Origin of the sequence: Lactonifactor sp. BIOML-A5, assembly GCF_009677585.1 — a bacterium.
GTDB lineage: Bacteria > Bacillota > Clostridia > Lachnospirales > Lachnospiraceae > Lactonifactor.
The window spans coordinates 49,752-67,795 of sequence record NZ_WKYV01000009.1 but is presented as its reverse complement, the minus strand read 5'-3'; the positions used below and the strand labels follow the sequence as shown (position 1 = coordinate 67,795).

The 18,044-nt window shown below is 45.1% G+C and carries 20 protein-coding genes and 5 pseudogenes; 22 read left to right on the top strand and 3 right to left on the bottom strand.

Going from position 1 to position 18,044, the window contains the following annotated elements; all coding sequences use genetic code 11:
- Window positions 1–52: 52 nt before the first annotated feature.
- From GKG41_RS09615 to GKG41_RS23470, 4 genes are read left to right on the top strand one after another with little or no spacing between them, the layout of a single operon-like run.
- Window positions 53–652, top strand: a complete 600-nt coding sequence (locus GKG41_RS09615) for a hypothetical protein (RefSeq protein ID WP_154258296.1) — start codon at window positions 53–55, stop codon at window positions 650–652.
- Window positions 653–681: 29 nt separating this feature from the next.
- Window positions 682–2,592 (top strand): site-specific DNA-methyltransferase, encoded by a 1,911-nt coding sequence (locus GKG41_RS09610; protein WP_154258295.1) that lies wholly within the window; start codon window positions 682–684, stop codon window positions 2,590–2,592.
- A 13-nt stretch (window positions 2,593–2,605) separates the two neighbouring features.
- Window positions 2,606–5,698: a DEAD/DEAH box helicase family protein gene (locus GKG41_RS09605; RefSeq protein ID WP_154258294.1), complete on the top strand. Its 3,093-nt coding sequence runs from the start codon at window positions 2,606–2,608 to the stop codon at window positions 5,696–5,698.
- Entirely contained in the window at window positions 5,691–5,990 is a 300-nt protein-coding gene (locus tag GKG41_RS23470) for a hypothetical protein (RefSeq protein WP_243141011.1), read from the top strand. Before GKG41_RS09605 ends, GKG41_RS23470 begins: the two co-directional genes overlap by 8 nt.
- Window positions 5,991–6,259: 269 nt before the next feature.
- Here the strand turns inward: GKG41_RS23470 and GKG41_RS09595 are convergent, their stop codons facing one another.
- Window positions 6,260–6,490 (bottom strand): helix-turn-helix transcriptional regulator, encoded by a 231-nt coding sequence (locus GKG41_RS09595; protein WP_154258293.1) that lies wholly within the window; start codon window positions 6,488–6,490, stop codon window positions 6,260–6,262.
- 123 nt (window positions 6,491–6,613) lie between these two features.
- Here GKG41_RS09595 and GKG41_RS09590 point away from each other — a divergent pair.
- The 3 genes and pseudogenes from GKG41_RS09590 to GKG41_RS09580 form a co-directional block, all read left to right on the top strand.
- Window positions 6,614–7,342: pseudogene (locus GKG41_RS09590) on the top strand (AAA family ATPase); the annotation flags it as partial.
- The gene (locus GKG41_RS23745) at window positions 7,332–7,454 is read left to right on the top strand and encodes a hypothetical protein (protein WP_256281959.1); all 123 of its coding nucleotides are present in this window, start codon (window positions 7,332–7,334) and stop codon (window positions 7,452–7,454) included. The pseudogene GKG41_RS09590 and the gene GKG41_RS23745, both read left to right, overlap by 11 nt.
- Window positions 7,451–7,636, top strand: a complete 186-nt coding sequence (locus tag GKG41_RS09580; protein ID WP_154258291.1) for a hypothetical protein — start codon at window positions 7,451–7,453, stop codon at window positions 7,634–7,636. Before GKG41_RS23745 ends, GKG41_RS09580 begins: the two co-directional genes overlap by 4 nt.
- 103 nt (window positions 7,637–7,739) lie before the next feature.
- On the opposite strand, the gene GKG41_RS09575 is transcribed toward GKG41_RS09580, so the two are convergent.
- A complete protein-coding gene (locus tag GKG41_RS09575) occupies window positions 7,740–8,627 on the bottom strand; it encodes a LysR family transcriptional regulator (protein WP_154258290.1) in 888 nt (295 codons plus the stop codon).
- A gap of 108 nt (window positions 8,628–8,735) precedes the next feature.
- Between GKG41_RS09575 and GKG41_RS09570 the strand changes: the two genes are divergently transcribed.
- From GKG41_RS09570 to GKG41_RS09545, 6 genes are read left to right on the top strand one after another with little or no spacing between them, the layout of a single operon-like run.
- Window positions 8,736–9,248, top strand: coding sequence for a flavodoxin (locus tag GKG41_RS09570; protein WP_154258289.1), 513 nt, complete (start codon window positions 8,736–8,738; stop codon window positions 9,246–9,248).
- Between the two features lie 4 nt (window positions 9,249–9,252).
- Window positions 9,253–9,663, top strand: a complete 411-nt coding sequence (locus GKG41_RS09565; protein ID WP_154258288.1) for a cupin domain-containing protein — start codon at window positions 9,253–9,255, stop codon at window positions 9,661–9,663.
- A gap of 22 nt (window positions 9,664–9,685) precedes the next feature.
- Entirely contained in the window at window positions 9,686–10,021 is a 336-nt protein-coding gene (locus GKG41_RS09560) for a carboxymuconolactone decarboxylase family protein (RefSeq protein ID WP_154258287.1), read from the top strand.
- A gap of 43 nt (window positions 10,022–10,064) precedes the next feature.
- The gene (locus GKG41_RS09555; protein WP_154258286.1) at window positions 10,065–11,027 is read left to right on the top strand and encodes an aldo/keto reductase; all 963 of its coding nucleotides are present in this window, start codon (window positions 10,065–10,067) and stop codon (window positions 11,025–11,027) included.
- Between the two features lie 17 nt (window positions 11,028–11,044).
- Complete coding sequence (locus GKG41_RS09550) at window positions 11,045–11,596, top strand: flavodoxin family protein (RefSeq protein ID WP_154258285.1); 552 nt, start codon at window positions 11,045–11,047, stop codon at window positions 11,594–11,596.
- A gap of 37 nt (window positions 11,597–11,633) precedes the next feature.
- The gene (locus GKG41_RS09545; protein WP_154258284.1) at window positions 11,634–12,458 is read left to right on the top strand and encodes an SDR family oxidoreductase; all 825 of its coding nucleotides are present in this window, start codon (window positions 11,634–11,636) and stop codon (window positions 12,456–12,458) included.
- A 1-nt stretch (window position 12,459) separates the two neighbouring features.
- On the opposite strand, the gene GKG41_RS09540 is transcribed toward GKG41_RS09545, so the two are convergent.
- Window positions 12,460–12,858 (bottom strand): MerR family transcriptional regulator, encoded by a 399-nt coding sequence (locus GKG41_RS09540; RefSeq protein WP_154258283.1) that lies wholly within the window; start codon window positions 12,856–12,858, stop codon window positions 12,460–12,462.
- 122 nt (window positions 12,859–12,980) lie between these two features.
- Here GKG41_RS09540 and GKG41_RS09535 point away from each other — a divergent pair.
- The 9 genes and pseudogenes from GKG41_RS09535 (at window position 12,981) to GKG41_RS09500 (ending at window position 17,972) form a co-directional block, all read left to right on the top strand.
- Window positions 12,981–13,503, top strand: a pseudogene (locus GKG41_RS09535) (flavodoxin family protein).
- Between the two features lie 87 nt (window positions 13,504–13,590).
- The gene (locus GKG41_RS09530; RefSeq protein ID WP_154258282.1) at window positions 13,591–14,298 is read left to right on the top strand and encodes a flavodoxin; all 708 of its coding nucleotides are present in this window, start codon (window positions 13,591–13,593) and stop codon (window positions 14,296–14,298) included.
- Between the two features lie 179 nt (window positions 14,299–14,477).
- Window positions 14,478–15,365, top strand: coding sequence for an aldo/keto reductase (locus tag GKG41_RS09525; RefSeq protein WP_173015595.1), 888 nt, complete (start codon window positions 14,478–14,480; stop codon window positions 15,363–15,365).
- Window positions 15,366–15,482: 117 nt separating this feature from the next.
- A complete protein-coding gene (locus tag GKG41_RS09520; protein WP_194167088.1) occupies window positions 15,483–15,782 on the top strand; it encodes a hypothetical protein in 300 nt (99 codons plus the stop codon).
- 42 nt (window positions 15,783–15,824) lie between these two features.
- Window positions 15,825–16,418 (top strand): annotated as a pseudogene (locus GKG41_RS23465) (DNA cytosine methyltransferase); the annotation flags it as partial.
- Between the two features lie 144 nt (window positions 16,419–16,562).
- A pseudogene (locus tag GKG41_RS23865) lies at window positions 16,563–16,688 on the top strand (phage terminase small subunit P27 family); the annotation flags it as partial.
- A pseudogene (locus GKG41_RS09510) lies at window positions 16,689–17,084 on the top strand (hypothetical protein); the annotation flags it as partial.
- A complete protein-coding gene (locus tag GKG41_RS09505) occupies window positions 17,074–17,238 on the top strand; it encodes a hypothetical protein (RefSeq protein WP_154258280.1) in 165 nt (54 codons plus the stop codon). The pseudogene GKG41_RS09510 and the gene GKG41_RS09505, both read left to right, overlap by 11 nt.
- Before the next feature lie 59 nt (window positions 17,239–17,297).
- Window positions 17,298–17,972 carry a nucleoside phosphorylase gene (locus GKG41_RS09500; RefSeq protein WP_243141012.1) on the top strand — a complete coding sequence of 225 codons (675 nt, stop codon included), beginning with the start codon at window positions 17,298–17,300 and terminating at the stop codon, window positions 17,970–17,972.
- The last annotated feature ends 72 nt before the right edge of the window (window positions 17,973–18,044 follow it).

Below are 18,044 nucleotides of genomic sequence, written 5' to 3'. Positions count from 1 at the left end.
AGAGTCTGAAACAGTAAATGGTTTAGAATATTATGATAATGGAGGAACAAGTATGGCGGTTACAAGAGATACAATTGTTAAAATACAATTATCAGAATCAGATATGCATATTTGTACAGAGAATGCACAAATTCTTTGTGAGACTATGATAGACCGCAGGGATTTACATGCAAGGGGATATATGGAGAGATTTATAGATATCCTGATGGGAGAAGCAGCGGAAGCGGCTGTTATTAATTGGCTGCTGCAGAATGGGAAATATGCGGTCTCAGCGGTAAATAAAAGATCCGGAAATCCTGATTTGGGACATGACATTATCTTAAAAGATATACGAGGAACCGAAATAAAATGTTCGGTAAAATCTTCCTTGTCGGTGTATAAAAGCACAATTGATGATATATTAGATACTTTTACGGTGGCAACCAAGGCGAGCGAACTGCGGAAGGTAAATATTCAGGTATATTATTGGCTGAAGCTGAAAGGAGAACCTAGAATTACTGTACCGACAGAAAGGAATATGGCAATAATAGGCTGGATTGGGGAGAATGATGTGAAGGAATTTGGTACATACAGCACAGAGAATTGCCAGGCACCAAAGATAAAACTAAGGGATACACGGCCAATGCATAGTCTGCTGGAGTACCTGGTTTAGCGCTGTGAGAGAAGGAGCAGAGATTGAAGATGAAAACAAAACAAGTTGACAGAAATATGAATCATTTTCAGAATGATAACCTAAATAAATTGGCGCAAATCTTTCCTTCCGCTGTCAAAGATGGTGAAGTAGACTTTCATGCATTAAAAGAAGAGCTGGGTTTTTTTACGGAGGTTAAAGAAGAAAAGTACGAATTTACTTGGGCGGGTAAGCAGAACGCTAAAAAAGCGGCACAAGAGGATGTTTTTGGAAAGACATTAAAACTGGTTTTGCCTGAAAGCAAAGAGGCGGATAAAACCGAGAATATTTATATTGAAGGCGATAATTTGGAAGCTTTAAAGCTGTTACGCCAGAACTATTACAATGCAGTAAAGATGATTTATATTGATCCCCCTTATAATACGGGAAATGACTTTATTTATAATGATAATTATAAGATGTCGGAAGCAGACAGCCTGAAAGCAGAAGGCGATATGAGTGAACTGGGTGAGAGATATACAGTAAATAAGAAATCTAATAACAGGTATCATGCAAATTGGCTGAACATGATGTATCCGCGGCTGCTGGTGGCAAAAGATTTATTGACAGATGACGGAGCCATTTTTATCAGCATAGATGATAATGAGCTGGAAAACGTAAAAAATCTCTGCAATATGGTTTTTGGTGAGAATAATTATGTTGCAATATTTCCATGGAGAAAGAGAACCGCTAAATCAGACGTGCCATTTGGAATATCTCAGGATTATGAGTGGATTGTATGCTATGCAAAGTCATCATTGTTCAAAGGTAGCATAGCAGGAAAAGAAAGAAAATATTATGTGAGCGATGATTATCCAGATCGGCCATGGAGAATACACGATTTGACAAAGCAGACAACCGCAAGTGAGAGACCGAACAGCTACTTCACAATGATCAATCCTAAGACAGGTGTGGAATACCCTGCCAATCCCAACAGAACATGGGCAATTACTCAGGATACCTTTAAAAAATATTATGAGGAGGGCAGAATTGTCTTCCCTGGGGATTATTCTTTTTTAAATATTAGCAAGCCGGCGCTTAGATATTGGAAAGAAGATGATATGGAGAAGGCCGGGGAGGACTTTGGACGGATTGCAGTGAGTACAAAACTCGGAGATGATATCGGAATGTCCCAGGATGGAACAAAAGAAATAACGAACCTGTTTGGAAGCAAAATTTTTCCATTTCCCAAGCCCTCATCTTTAATTTGCTTTTTGTGTAAAATACACACCAGTGAACATGATATCATACTTGACTTTTTTTCGGGCTCGGCTACAACAGCACATGCGGTCATGAAGCTGAACAGCGAAGACAAGGGCAAAAGAAGGTTTATCATGGTACAGATTCCTGAGACACTAGAGGCGTCAAGTGAGGCAAATAAGGCAGGATTTACTTCTATATGTGAAATTGGCAAGGAGCGTATCCGGCGTGCTGGCGAGAGCATTGTGAGAGAGAATCCGGACTGTGAAGTGGATACGGGATTTAAGGTATTCCGTATCGCGCCCACCAATATAAAATGGAACTCACTTATGGATGCAGGGCAGCTTGATTTTTCGCAGATCGAAAGTGCTCCGGATCTTGCGGACTTTATGCCCGGAGCGAATGACGCAGATATTGTGTACGAATTAATGCTCAGACAGCGCAATGTAGTTTTATCCGAGTCTCTGGAACAGCTGTCTGACATTGGAAGACGCACATATCTCTATGGGGGCAGCTATCTGGTATGTCTGGAAACAGAGATAACCGTAGAATTGATAAATAAACTGGCAGAGCTTGTACCGCTGCCGATCAAGTTTATTTTCAGGGATTCTGCGTTCAGAGACGATATTGCATTAAAAGATGAGACATTTCGAAGATTGAAGGCACTTATCTCGAAGAATGCCGGAACAGATAAACCTGTATATACTGTAGAATTTATTTAAGGGGAAATGAATCATGGCAGGACGAATAACATTCCAGTTCGACGATAACCTTGATTATCAGCTGCAGGCGGTGAACTCTGCCGTAAGGCTTTTTCAAGGATTACCCAGACGAGTGGATAGCATCTATGGATCAGACCGTATTCGTAAGATTGGTGAAGGAGATCCCATAAAAAATCACGACATTGTAGCGGGTTCCAGACTATTGGAGAATTTAAGAAGTGTACAGCTGCAGAATAATCTGTTTGCAGATTCTGCCTTGGCAGCGGGAAACAACTTTACAATAGAAATGGAGACGGGCACAGGCAAAACCTATGTGTATCTTCGTACTATACTGGAGTTATATAGGGAATATGGTTTTAAAAAGTTTATGGTAGTAGTACCCTCCATTGCAATCCGTAAAGGAGTTGAAAAGTCAATGGAACAGCTGCGGGACCATTTTAAAAGGCTATATAATGTGGATATATTAAGGCACAGCTTTGTCTATGACAGCAGCAATCCAAGGCAGGTCAGCGCAAAGCTGGTGGAGAGCAGTGATTTAAGCATTTGTGTGTTGAACATTCAGGCATTTAATAAGGATACCAACAAGATTAGAACGGAAGATGAGTATGGGCAGATTCTATGGGAAGATATCAAATATATTAAGCCGATTATTATTATCGACGAGCCACAGAAACTGGAGGGTACAAAGAGGAATAAATCCAAGTCTCTGAAAGCTATAGAGGAACTGCAGCCATTATTTACTTTAAGATATTCTGCAACACACAAACAGCTGTATAACCAAATCTACAAGCTGGACTCCTATGCCGCATATCAGAAGGAGCTGGTAAAGAAAATCGCAGTAAAAACTGTACATGGGGTGATTCCTAAAGATTATCCTTACATCCGATATGTATCCTTTACCTCTGATTTGAAGGCAAGAATAGAGATATTCTCACAGGAGCAGGGCGGCACAATCAGATTTAGGAGCTGTAATGCCCGGGGAGGTACTTCTATTGAAGAATTGTCAGGCGGTCTTTTGCAGTACAAAGACATGCGTGTTGCCGGGGAACCCCACAAACTTAAGCCCCTGGTAATAGCAACGAAAGAGAAAACGATTGTATTGGAACAGGGACACAGTACCTATGAAACTGAAAAAAATGAAGCTGTGCGTATTCAGATAAGGCTTGCGATTCAGAACCATTTTGAAAAGCAGATAACAATTTTAAATACCGGAAGAAAAATTAAGGCACTGACGCTGTTCTTTATTGATTCTGTCCATAAAGTCAGGGACAGTGCAGCGCCCGACGGCAGGGGCGAGTACTTAAGGATTTTTGACGAAGAGTACAAGCGGTATGTCTCTAAGAATAGAGCTGTGATTGAAAAGTATCAAGAATTTTTCCCGGGTTATACGAATGTACAGTCGGTCAGAGAAGGCTACTTTGCTCTGGACGCCAAAAAAAATGCGGTCGAAATAGAGGGATGGGATTCCGCGGCTGACGAGGATACTATGAATATCAGGGCAAAGTCCCGGGAAGATATCGATCGCGGCATCAGTCTGATTCTGGAGAAAAAGGATGAGTTAATATCCTTTGAGGAGCCTCTTGCATTCATTTTCTCTCATTCGGCTCTTCGTGAGGGCTGGGACAATCCGAATGTATTTACCTTGTGTACATTAAAGTCCGGGAGTTCTGAGATAGCGAAAAAGCAGGAAATTGGCAGAGGCTTAAGGCTGCCTGTAGATATCACCGGCAACCGCTGCCTGGATGGCAGAATCAATGAGCTTACAGTTATAGCAAACGACTACTATGATCACTTTGCCGCAGCATTACAAAAAGATTTCAATGATACTATGAATTATAATAAGAATGAAGTTACCGCCGAGATTTTGATTTCTGCATTGAAAACCGCCGGGGTACCACAGGGGAAAATCACTCCGGAATTGGCAGACACATTGAGACAGGAACTTATTTCTGCCGGTGTGATGAATCGGGATAACATGTTACAGGGCACAACAGATCAAGTTACGAAACTAATTGATACGATGACCTTTGCAGAGGACACTCTCTGTGAGCACATGGAGAAGATTAAGAAGCAGTTTAAGGAACTGATGGTGCAGAGAGGCACAAAAAAGATTGAGATCCGCAACGGAGATAATGAGCCTTGGGAAAATAAGGTAAGATCCTTTGTCACACAGGGTGTGTTTAAAAAGATTTACTTTGCCCTCAGGGAAAATCTCATGAAGCGGACGATATACAAATTCAGGATTGATAAAGATAAATTTATTAAAGATTGTGCATCTGAGATTAATCATTACCTCAGGTTAATGAAAGCAAAGAATGTGTTTAAAATAGAGGCTGGTATGGCAGCATTTAATGAATCTGCAAGGTTTGTTATGGAAGAGGTGTCCTGTGGGGAGAAGGAACTGGAAAGGGAAGCTGCTTTCGGGACAAAGAGTGACTTTGAGATTGTTACATACATCATGTATCATACGATGCTTCCAAGACTTGCCATATTCAAAATTATTCAGGCTGTTGAGAAAAGAGACCTATTGAACAATCAGGATATCCTGGACACAATTACGCAGTTGATACTAAAACGGCTGAACCATACGAAAGCGGCGAACCTTACTTCCTATGAAGTGATAAAGGGGTATGAATTGGATAGTAAGAATATCTTTGAACTTGATACCATCAGCGAAGAGGATTTTCAGGAGGAATGGAGTGTTTTTCAGGCAAATGCCACTCATAGTGCGGCAATGAACGAGTATTACAAAATGGACAGCAAAGGAGAGAAGGAGTTTGCGGAAAAGCTGGAAAATAATCAGAATGTATTGCTGTTTACAAAGCTGAAAAAGGGAGGCTTTGTCATTGATACTCCTTATGGCAATTATACCCCAGACTGGGCTATTGTGTGCAAGAAAAACAGTCTGTATGATCCGGATTTGGGGATTTACTTCATCGTTGAAACCAAGGCAGGCAAGCAGGATATCAATTTACAGGAGGTGGAGCGAGAGAAGATTCAGTGCGGCAAACTGCATTTTCAGGCAGTAAGTGATCAGATACGATTTGACTGGGTGAACAGTTATGAGGACTTCAGAGATAAATTTGGGGTTGCAGAGAGTGAATAATCAGAAATTACCGCGTATCGCAATGGGAGCATGGCTTAAATCTTTGGGATACCGCCGTTGTTTATGTAATGAGCGCTTCGGAGGAAATACTTGGATTGTACCAGGATTCACAGTGCCATTGTTTGAGGGGCATAGCGACATGGGGGTAACGCTGAATACCTATACTTATCTTGGACATGGGAATGTACAGAATGAACTGGTGAGGGTGGAGAAATCGGAGAATGCCAGAAAAGAACTGGAGAAGACCAAAGGGGGAAAACCTGTTTCCCAGAAAATGTTCCGGTCAATATGATAGGAAAGAACAGAAAGGCGCTTTGCTTCGGCAGGGCATTTTCTGCATTCCCTACTCCACATATCCTGCGAGATAAGGTAAAAGAAGCGATGAAGGCAGGATATCCGCCGATTGATATTAAATTTACAGATAGGATTGCGTAATAGAACTTCGTCAGCTAACTAATTATAGAAAAATAATGGTGTGAATATATGAAAAAATCCGATCATGCAGGAGAATTGTGCTCCAACATGATCGGGTTTTTAATTTTGCTTTATTTGATATGCTCCTTAATCTCTTATATCCGATTCATCAAGAATGATTTTCTGCTTTTCGTCAATTTCAAAGGCAAGTGTGCAGTCGAGGAAAGTGGATATTTTTATTAAATCTTCTGCTGAAAAACTGCTGCGGCTAAATTTATTGCTTAGAGATTGTTTGCCCATGCCAAGATATTCTGCCAACTCATTCATTTTCTTACCTTTGATTTTTAACAGTGCTTTTATTTTATCTGATATGCCCATGTATAACCCCACCTTTCTATGAATAACATACAGTAAATAAGTTAGAAAGTCAATCAAAAAGAAATATTACTTAATCAAAAACATGTATTATGGCATTGACAAAATAATCACAAAACGACAACTACACTGAATCTTGCGTACTGTTTGCAGATGATGGGGAAAAAGGTTCTGACTGTGGATTTTGACAGTCAGGCAAACCTGACTACCTGTTTTGGGGTTGAGGATACAGGGGAGTTGGAGACTACCATTGGGCATCTGATGATGGCGGAGATGGAGGATGCAAAGCGTCCTGCCGTGAAGCGATACATAAAGACAAAGGATGGGATGGATTTTATCCCGTCTTCCATTTACCTGTCGGTGGTAGATGCGAAACTGAGGCTGGAAATGGGAACAGAGAAGATATTGTCTGGGATTTTGGAGCCGTTACGTGAGAAGTATGACTACATTTTGATTGATACCTGTCCGTCCCTGGGGACACTGACCATCAATGCACTGGCGGCGGCTGACGAAGTAATCATCACAGTGAACCCGCAGCTTTTGGCAATGATGGGGATGCAGGACTTTCTCCGGACCGTGGGTAAAATCCGGAAAAGTATCAACCCTAAACTGGGGATTGCGGGCATCCTGCTGACCATGTGCGAGACAAGGACGAAGCTGTGCAGGGTGTTGACAGAGGAAGTGGAGGAGAACTTTAAGGAGCAGATACGGGTGTTTGAAACGAAAAACCCCAATACGGTGAAAGTTGGTGAGAGCATTTACTATAACCTTCCGGTGGTGCAGTACAGTCCGAAGGCAAGCGCAGGGGTGGCTTACCGGAGATTTGCAAAGGAGTTGATTTCGTATGAAGGCTAACGGGGCAAAGCGGAAGATTTTTAATGATGCGGTGGATTTGCTGAATGGGGCAGGGGATATGCCTGCCCCGGAGGGTGGGATACAGATGCTGTCGGGGAAGAGTGTGGGATGACCGGGAGGAATATTGCAAGGTATATCCATGACCCGGAGATTTCCGGGAAAGATGCCTGTGTTATTTTCCATAAGCACAGGGCATCTCATCCGTACCATCAGCATGGGAAAGCAAGGAATCTACGTCAGGCGCTAAAGAAGATTAAAGGACATGACGAGTTTCAGATGAACGGGAGAAAATAGTGTTTCCATGATTGGGCATGTGGAGTCAATGGCAGAACTGGAGTGGAGATATCAATTTTATGTACGTTTGGGAAACCGGACATTATAAATGATTTGTTAACATCTATATAATCTTTCTAACCGTTTCAACAAATTTCAGTACATCTTTTGGCGCATCCAGGCTGTACAGCAGGCCATAGGGGATGCTGTAATCCCAATCCACGGGAATTGACACCAGACTGGGATGGACCTCCTGCCAGCATTCCAGGGTGAGGAGGACATTTCCGGTCTCGGCACAGCGGTTGAAAACCGATAAGTCATAAAACAGCGGTGTATCCTCTATATGAATTTGGGGATGGTGCTTTTCCAGGTCATTGCGAAGGAAATCATTGACGCCGGAATCTCCCTGTCGTACCATCATTAGCGTTTCCCCATATAAATCTTCAACCACAATAGATTTTTTCCCAGAAAGGCGGTGTTCCCTGGACACTGCAATCATTTTCTTATATCTGCCAAGGGAAAGGAAATTGCAGCGGCGGAGCCATTCTCTGGAATCGCATACTCCAATCAGAAAATCAAATTTCTTTCCCAACTGTTCAATCTCTGCCAGGATCCCCTCATGGTTATCCTCAAAGGGTACAAGGTGCAGTTTATATTCGGAAAAATCCTGGTTCACACGGTACCATAAGTCCATGAAAGGCTTCGCGGGATTCAGCAGTGAGGTGCCGATGCAGAAGGTTGTGTCATTCAGGTGCATGGCAGCCCTGGCGCCTGCAATGGATTTGCCGGAATAATCGATGATAAATTTGGCGTCCTGATAGATGAGGATACCGGCCGCTGTCAGGCGGACACCAGAGGTAGTGCGCTTGATCAGTTTCAAATCCAGATGGCTTTCTAACGCATTCATCTGTTTCATGACAGCCGTGGGGGAAATGTACAGGCGTTCAGAAGCCTTCGTAAAGCTGCCGCAGTCGGCAACGGCGATAAATGTGTTCAGCATATGATTGTACATGCAGCACCTCCGATATAAACTAAAAGTTAATACTATGATAACATTTTGGAGATTCCGGTTCAAGGAGAATTTGGGTAGACTGTAAGAAAAAAGGAAGAGGTGTTTGAGATGGCAGAGTTAATCGCATTTTTTTCACGCAGGGATGAGAATTATGTGAACGGAATGCTGAAAAAGCTGGATATTGGAAATACGGAAGCAGCTGCCCGTATCATTCAGGAGTTGACAGGAGGGGAGCTGTTCCAAATTGAGCAGATGCAGGCGTATTCCAAAGATTATAACGAGTGTATCGCCCAGGCACGGGCAGACCAGAAACGGGACGCCCGCCCGGAGCTGAAAACCTGGCCGGTAAGTTTAGGGCCTTATGACGTGGTGTACCTTGGGTATCCCAATTACTGGGGAACCATGCCCATGGCAGTCTTTACTTTCCTGGAGCACTTTGATTTCAGCGGAAAAACCATCCGGCCCTTCTGCACCCATGAGGGGAGTGGAATGGGGGGAAGCATAAGTGATATCAGAAAACTGTGCCCCGGCGCAAGGGTGGAGACGGGGCTTTCTATCCGGGGAGGAAGTGCCGGCAGGTCGAAGAAGGATATTGAGAAATGGATAGGGAAGGAAAGGTGAAAATATGAAGGCAGATAGAATGAGTGTATTCCAGGCGGGAAAACCTAATGAGGCTTTTAAAGAGTATTTTGTGGGACAGAGTTACCTGAACATGCTCTCCACTGAGCAGGTAGTGATTGGAAATGTGACCTTTGAACCGGGATGCCGCAATAATTGGCATATACACCATGCTACGTCCGGCGGCGGACAGCTTCTGCTGGTGACTGCCGGGCGGGGATATTACCAGGAATGGGGGAACGAAGCCCGAGAACTGCACCCCCAGGATGTGGTACACATTCCGGCGGGGGTAAAGCACTGGCACGGAGCGGCCCCGGACTCCTGGTTCCAGCATCTGGCTGTAGAGGTTCCTGGGGATAATTGCAGGAATGAGTGGTGTGAGGCTGTTTCTGACGAGGCATATAGAAAATTGAAATAGAGTAAATGGTTTTGAGGAAAGAATGGAAGGGATAGATATCGTGGAGAAAGTAACAGCAGGGAAAGAACAATTGGGAGCCTTTGCCCCTAAGTTTGCAGAATTAAATGATGAGGTACTGTTTGGGCAGGTGTGGTCGAGAGAAGAACAATTGTCAGCGAGGGACCGCTGTATCGTCACGGTTACTGCACTGATGGCCAGCGGGATTTTGGACAGTTCCTTAAAGTTTCATCTGGCCAATGCGAAGAAGAATGGCGTTACAAAGGAAGAAATCGCAGAGATTCTTACCCATGCCGCTTTTTATGCGGGCTGGCCGAAAGCATGGGCGGCATTTCATATGGCAAAGGAAGTATGGGAATAAATGCAGATGATAAGCGATAGTTTTAGGAAGAAAGGATGAAAAAATGGAATATACAAAATTAGGAAATTCTGATATTCAGGTATCCCGCCTGTGCGTTGGCTGTATGAGCTTTGGCGATCCTGCCAGTAAGATGCACGCATGGACGCTGGATCCGCAGGAGAGCGGGGAAATCGTCAAACATGCGCTGGGGCTGGGGATTAATTTTTTCGATACTGCCAATACCTATTCGGCAGGAACCAGTGAGAAATACCTTGGCAGGGCGATTAAGGATAATATAGGGAGAGACAGGGTGGTCCTTGCAACAAAGGTTTATTTTAATGAGGGTAAACTTTCTAAGGAAGCCATTCCGCGGGAGGTGGAAGGTTCTCTCAGGCGTCTCGGCACGGATTATATTGACCTGCTGATCATCCACCGCTTCGATTATGATACACCGGTTGAAGAGACATTGGAGGCGCTGCATGAGGTCGTACAGTCAGGGAAAGTCCGCGCCATCGGCGCTTCTGCCATGTATGGATACCAGTTTATGAAAATGCAGTATGCAGCGGAAAAGAATGGATGGACGAAATTTGTTTCCATGCAGAACCATTATAATCTGCTTTACAGGGAGGACGAGCGGGAACTGATCCCCATCTGCAATGAGCTGAACGTGGCAAGGACGCCGTACAGCCCATTGGCTGCGGGAAGGCTGTCCCGGCCCGGCTGGTCTGCAGATACTTTGAGAAGCAGGACGGATGTGGTTGCCATGGGAAAATATGATAAAACACAGAAAAGTGATATGGAGATTGTAAGACGGGTAGCAGAGCTTGCCGGGAAAAAGGGCGCTACGATGACACAGATTGCCCTGGCCTGGCAGTTTGCCAAAGGCGTTGCAGCGCCGATTGTGGGCGCCACAAAGGCAAAGTACCTTGATGATGCGGCCGGCAGTTTTGATGTCACATTGACACAGGCGGAAATCGAATATCTGGAAGAGGAATATGTGCCCCACAATATCGTGGGTGCATTATAGGAATGGAGGCTGTCAGAATGAAACATATATTGATAATCTCGGCAAGCCCGAGAAAAAACGGCAACTCGGAGATACTCTGTGACCGCTTTGCCAATGGAGCTTTAGAGAGTGGATGCAAGGTGGAAAAGGTATTCCTTGCCTCGAAAAATATCGGGTACTGCCGTGGCTGCGGTGTCTGTAATTCGACACGTCAATGTGTGCAGCGGGATGATATGGAAGAAATACTTGCTAAAATGGTAAGCGCGGATGTGATCGTCCTGGCAACGCCTGTCTATTTTTATTCTATGGACGGGCAGATGAAAACTTTCATAGACAGGACTGTGCCCAGGTATACAGAAATAAGGAATAAAGATTTTTATTTTATTATGACGGCGGCAGACACGGAGAAAGAAAACCTTGAACGCACAATGGAAGCGTTCCGGGGCTTTACCGAAGACTGTCTTGACGGAGCCAGGGAGGCGGGCATCATCTATGGAACCAGGGCATGGCAGGCCGGTGAGATAAGAGCCACGGACGCTTATGATGAGGCATATGAAATGGGAAAAAGTGTAGGATTATTGAACTGCTAATGTGCAATCAGCTATCGATATAGGAGGGTTTAATAGCATGGAAAAGAAAAACGTAATGCTTCTGGCAGGTGCTGGACAGATTGGCATGGCGATTGCCAGGCGCATGGGATATGGGATGAAAATTATTGTCGGAGATATTCAGCTTAAAAATGCGCAGGAAACAGCCCGGATTATGAATAATGCAGGCTATGATGTGGTTCCGGTGGAAATGGATTTGTCCTCACGGGAGTCAATCCTTTCCATGATATCCGAAGGGCAGAAATACGGAGATATTAAAATGCTGGTTAATGCTGCGGGAGTATCGCCAAGCCAGGCGCCGGTTGAAACCATTTTAAAGGTGGACTTATATGGCACGGCTGTATTGCTTGAGGAGGTTGGGAAAGTGATCAGTGAAGGAGGAGCTGGCGTGACGATTTCCAGCCAGTCTGGTTTTCGTATGCCCGCATTAACTGCAAAGGAAGATGAGCTTCTTGCCTGTACCCCCACGGAAGGGCTTCTGGAACTTTCCTTATTACAGCCGGATAACATCAGGGATACACTCCACGCCTATCAGCTGGCAAAGCGCTGTAATGAAAAAAGGGTGATGGCGCAGTCCGTGGTGTGGGGAAAACGGGGTGCAAGGCTGAATGCGATTGCCCCGGGCATTATTGTGACTCCTCTGGCAGTGGATGAGTTCCATGGGCCAAGAGGAGATTTTTATAAAAATATGTTTGCACAATGTGCTGCCGGCCGTCCAGGCACTGCGGATGAGGTTGCCGGTGTGGCGGAACTTCTTATGGACGGCAGGGGTGCCTTTATTTCAGGTGCTACGTTTTTGATTGATGGCGGCGCCACTGCATCTTACTACTATGGGGAAAAGTAAATCATTTTTTAACATGGATGAGGTTACTGATATATGGACGTTTGCCGGATAGTACATCGTCATAAAAAGACTGCTTCCAGTCAATAAAGGAAATGCATTCATTCAGCTCTGTGATAGAAGCCAGGAGAGCTTCCCGTTTGCGGAAAAGAATCTCCTGCCTTGCAGGAATTGTGGATTCTCCCTGAAGGCATAAATCCAGATAGATTTTCATCTCCTGGATGCTCATGCCGCATTTTTTCAAGCAGGTAAGGTCCTTGATCCACTTTATATCCCGCTCATCAAATATGCGGCGGTTATTTTTATCACGCTTTACATTGGGGACAAGCCCTTCATTGCAGTAGTATTTGAGTGTCTGGTACGTCATACTTGTTTCCTGGCAGACCTGCATCATAGTATACATATGGAGTTCCTCCTGATAAAAATGTGAAAGTTTTGTGAATCGCTTGACCGGTAGTAACAATCGGTTGTTACAATTTTATTGTAAGCCAGGTTATTAGAAAAATCAATAAGGAGTGAGTGCAAATGAAAGTATTAATGATTAACGGAAGTCCTCAAAGTAGCGGGAACACTGCGATTGCGTTAAGAGAGATGGAGAAAATTTTTACAGAAGAGGGTATCCGGACAGAGACAATCCATGTTGGAAATAAGGATATCAGAGGCTGTATTGCCTGCCGTTCCTGCTTGGAGAAAGGCAAATGCGACTTTGGTTGCTTTTCTGACAAGGCTGTTTTACAGTACAAATTTTGACAAAACCATGAAAGTAGGAGCTGCCTTAGCAGTGGCTAGGCGGGGAGGATGTTCCGCAACATTTGATGAACTGAATAAATTTTTCACAATAGCGGGTATGCCGGTGGCTTCCAGCCAATATTGGAACAGCATTCATGGAAGAGAGCCTGGGGAGGCAGCGCAGGATGGGGAAGGACTGCAGATTATGAGGACTCTGGCAAGAAATATGACATTTTTGATGAAGAGCATCGCCCTGGGGAAAGAAGCATACGGTCTTCCAAAGATAGAAGCATTTAGTCCGACAAATTTCATCCGGTAGGGAAGGCGGCGTCGGAACATGCAGGAATGGCAGCGGACAGAAGGGGAGCTGTCAAAAAAACTGTAAACTAAGAAGGGAGCATTTAGAATGAAAGCAAAAAAAATAGGAGCGATCCTGTTAACAGCAGTAACTGCGGTGAGCCTGCTTGCCGGGTGTGGTGCGGCTGCAGAGGATAATCAGACGGAAACGGCAGAGCAGACAACACAGGTTGAAGCAAGAGAGCCGGAAGATACGCCGGACGATTCTGAAACGGAAAATTCCGGCAGTGCGGAAGAAATTGCCAGAACAGAAACAGCAGGAACGGGCGGCAATACACTGGTCGTATATTTTTCCGCAACAGGAAATACAGAAGCTGTTGCGGATGTGATTGCCGGAGCAGTAGGCGGGGACTCTTTTGAACTGAAACCGGTGCAGCCTTACAGTGACGATGACCTGGATTGGACAGACGATAACAGCCGTGTAACCAGAGAGCATGAAAATGAGAATGAAAGAAATGTGGAACTTACGGCAGAGACGGTAGATAACTGGGATTCTTACGGCACCGTATTTATCGGGTATCCCATCTGGTGGGGCATTGCGGCATGGCCGGTGGTTGGATTTGTAGAAGCAAATGATTTTACAGGAAAGACCGTGATTCCGTTTGCCACTTCCTCCTCGTCCGGTATGGGAGAAAGCGGGGAACTGTTAGCAGAGCTGGCAGGCACGGGAGAATGGCAGGAAGGCCAGCGGTTCCGCTCCGGAGTGTCAGAAGAGGATGTGCAGACGTGGGTGGAAGAATTAGGGCTTTCCCAGTAGTAGATTTTCGTATCCTATTATGTTTAGCAGTTTCTGAAATATCATCAATATGGGTAAATGTGAAACTTGGAATATAGGTCCGCAGCAGATATTTTGAGACAGGAGAAACTGCACAGGAAAATTACGATGAAGCTAAGTAGCAGGCTATGAAATGGCTGGAGGAACAGGAGGAAACTATGATGGAATATGTAACATTAAGTAATGGCGTTCAGATGCCAATTTTAGGTTATGGCGTTTACCAGGTGACGAAGGATGAGTGCCAACGGTGTGTACTTGACGCATTAAAGGCAGGATACCGTTCCCTTGATACGGCGCAATCTTATTATAATGAAGAAGAGGTTGGCTCTGCAGTCAGGAAATCCGGTATATCGAGAAAGGAGATTTTTCTGACTTCAAAGGTATGGATTGAGCATTATGGCTATGAAGAATGCAGAAAGTCTGTGGAAGAGTCCATGGAAAAACTACAGACGGATTATATTGACCTGATGTTGCTGCACCAGCCGTTTTCTGATTATTATGGTGCATGGAGGGCTTTGGAGGAACTATATGAGGCGGGGAAGCTGCGTGCAATCGGAATTTCTAATTTTTATCCGGACAGATTGATAGACCTTGCATCTTTTGCCCGTATCCGCCCAATGGTGAACCAGGTGGAAACGCATCCTTATAACCAACAGGTTCTTGCAAAGGAGTATATGGATAAATATGGTGTACAGATAGAAGCATGGGCGCCTTTTGGAGAGGGGAGAGGCGGTTTATTTGAAGATCCCACTCTTCTGGAAATTGGTGCGAAATACCAAAAGACTGCGGCGCAGGTAATGCTTCGGTGGCATATTGAACGTGGGGTGGCCGTTATCCCCAAGTCTACGCATTATGAGCGTATGGTGGAAAATCTCAATGTGTTTGATTTTACGTTAAGTGCGGAAGATATGGAGAAAATGGCGGGCCTTGATAAAAAAGAAAGTTCATTTTTCTCCCATTATGACCCGGCGATGGTCGAGTGGTTCGTTCAGATTGTAGAAGAACGTAAAACGAATCATGACAGCAGGAAAGAGCATAAAAATTGGTAAATGTAATAAATTTGACCAGAGAAAAGTATGGATGAAAGCTTCGTGAACGAAAAAAGGAACAGTTAGATATGGATGTCTGATTGTTTCTTTTTTTGTACAAATATTTAGGAATATTTTATGAAAATTATAGATACCGTTATTCCGGAGGGAATCCTGGAGAAAGCCAATGTCTCCTATGGCGGGACCGGATTTTTCTACGATAAAGCACCGAAGCTGCCGGAGGAAGTGGAGCATCATATGCCGGATTACCATCTTTATGACGAATGGGTGGAGGATATCTTCGGGCTTCTGGAACGGATTGAGATCCTGATGAAGTACAAGTGCCTTCCCCATGTGATGCGGTTTGAAAGATATAAGGAAAGCCTCTTCCGTGGTATGTACATCTCCATTGCGAGATGGGCAAACCAGCCCCGTTAAGAACCAGCTTCAGTTAATGGAGACTTCGATTTTGCCGCCGTTCTCTCTGAAATGGACGAAGCAGGGTATGACGTGCGCTGGCAGGTGCTCAACTCCAAAGATTTTGGAGTCCCCCAGAACCGGGAGAGGATATTCCTTATCGCAGTTCTTAGAAGCAGAGGCAGATGGGAAATATTACCTGTCACCGGAGAAGACGGAGGAACTCTTAAAGAGGTTATAGGAGGGATGCAGGGCTACCGGGTGTATAACCCGTCCGGCATTTCTGCCAGTATTAGTGCGAATGGAGGCGGCATAGGGGCAAAGACCGGGCTTTACTGTATGGGGAATGTGAACCCCAGCCGCAAAGGGATGAATGGAAATGTGTATGATGACAGAGGGATTGCCCCAGCTGTCACGACAAACAAAGGGCAGGGGAATAAGGTGTTTGTGGAGCAGATACTGAACCACCCGCAGATTACGGAGACTACCAGATGCCTTGTAGTAAGTTACAGCGGTGGATTTATCAGCCAGAGGGCAAGCAATTCCGGCGTGCTTGAGGCACAGGCAGTGCTGACACCGGAATGGATAGAGAAGCGGCAGAACGGCAGGCGTGGCATATGCGGTGGCAATGTCCCTGCCGGAGAGCCGGGAGGATGAAACAGATGGATCGGGGAAATAGAAAGACAGGAAAGAGCTGACTGACAGCCGAAAAGAAATTTGATTTTTAACAGGAAGTATAGGTTCTGCAGGGAGGAGGTGAAGGCGGTGGCACAGTGAGGGAGGAAACCGAAGCCCACGGCAGTGAAGGTGCTGGAGGGGAATCCGGGGAAAAGATGTCTGAGTGGCAGTGAACCGAAGCCGCAGAAGAAAGCGCCGCGCTGCCCTTCCTGTCTGGAGGATGAGGCGAAGAAGGAATGGAAGCGGATAGTGTTTGACGAGGCAAAGGCGCAGCGAACAGTAGATTTCATCAGCTGCTTAAAGCATACCAAAGGGCGGTGGAGAGGGCAGAATTTTGAACTGCTCCCCTGGCAGGACAGCATTATCCGGGATGTGTTCGGCACTGTGAAGGAGAACGGGCACCGGCAGTATAATACGTCTTATGTAGAGATCCCAAAGAAGAGTGGGAAGTCCGAGCTGGCGGCAGGAGTGGCTCTTAATATGACCTGTGGGGACGGGGAATGGGGAGCGGAGGTTTACGGCTGTGCTTCCGACCGGCATTCGGTGTGCTTTGAGCAGTACCAGAAAGCGGAGGATATCATCCTTGGGAGGAAGATTGACCACACTTTCTATCCGGTGATTTATGGAGCTTCTGATGATGCGGACTGATCCGGCGGGGAATATCAAGCCGGATAAGGAGAAATCTACAGAGAAGATTGACGGGGCGGTGGCTGCGGTGATGGCGCTTGACCGGGCAATTCGGAATGAAGGGAATCATGGCGGCAGTGTATATGATGAGAGAGGGATTTTGGTGTTTTAAGATGAAGGAATTCATGCTATACTGGGAGCAGAAAATTAGAGGTTATGGAGGTAAATGATATGAGCTTGAGGAATCAATATCCCATATGTGAATTTGATACCAGTAAAAATCCAATCATTCATCCAGCGAATTTTTTGACGAAAAGTCTTCCAGAAAAATGTGTGATTACCTATTTGAGGAAGGAATTGGAGCGATTTGTAGAAGAACACAAGCTTCCGATCATTGGTTACCTTAACTCCGAGGTGTTTGATATACCGATTTATGAATATGTAGATGGTGCAGACAGACTTTGTATTACAATGGCATTTTGCGGTGGGCCTGGTGCAGCAGTGGCGCTTGAAGAATTACATGCCATGGGGTGTGAAACGTTCATCGTTTGCGGTGGAGCAGGGGCGTTAATCAATGACAGCAAGGTGGGTGAGATCGTTGTCCCGGTCTCTGCGGTTCGGGATGAGGGAACCTCTTATCATTACTTAGAACCCTCCCGTGAAATTGAATGTCATAAAGAGACCGTTGAGAAGGTTGTTTCATGCTTAAAAGAAATAGGAATTCCATTTAAAACCGGAAAGACATGGACAAGCGATGCCATATACCGTGAAACTCCGGATATGATTGAACGCAGACGAAACGAAGGGTGTATCACGGTGGAAATGGAAGCAGCGGCTTTTTTTTTGCGGTGTCTCGCTATTATAATATTCCACTTGCGCAGTTATTGTATGCAGGTGATGATGTAAGTGGTGAGGAGTGGGATTCCCGAAACTGGAATACCCAAAAGAATATACGATATGAATTGCTTCGTACCGCGA